The sequence below is a fragment of the Streptomyces sp. NRRL B-24572 genome (assembly GCF_002156145.1).
Taxonomy (GTDB): domain Bacteria; phylum Actinomycetota; class Actinomycetes; order Streptomycetales; family Streptomycetaceae; genus Streptomyces; species Streptomyces vietnamensis.
Window position 1 is genome coordinate 1 of record NZ_MWIG01000516.1, and the last position, 421, is coordinate 421.

General features: G+C 70.3%; 1 pseudogene. It reads left to right on the forward strand.

The features are described from left to right. Nucleotides 1–421, forward strand: a pseudogene (locus tag CCN56_RS45000) (hypothetical protein); the annotation flags it as partial.

Here is a 421-nt window from a genome sequence, read left to right on the forward strand (position 1 = left end):
CCGCCGCCCGCCGGACCCCGCCGCAGCTACGCCAAGTTGGCCGCGGACGAGAGCCGCGAGGACTACTCCCTGCGGTACGCCCCGCACTCCTTCCGGCGCTGGTCGCCCGGGACCGTCGCCGGCACCGCACTCGGCGGCATCGCCTACCTCGCCGACTTCGCGATCGGCGCCTCGATCGTCTTCACCTACGGCTTCGGCAGCGGCCTCGCCTCGATCCTCACCGCCGCCGTGCTCATCTTCCTCACCGGCATCCCCATCGCCCGGGCCTGCGCGAAGTACGGCCTGGACATGGACCTCATCACCCGCGGCGCCGGCTTCGGCTACTTCGGCTCCACGCTGACCTCGCTCATCTACGCCTCCTTCACCTTCATCTTCTTCGCCCTCGAAGGCTCGATCATGGCCCAGGCCATGCACCAGGCCG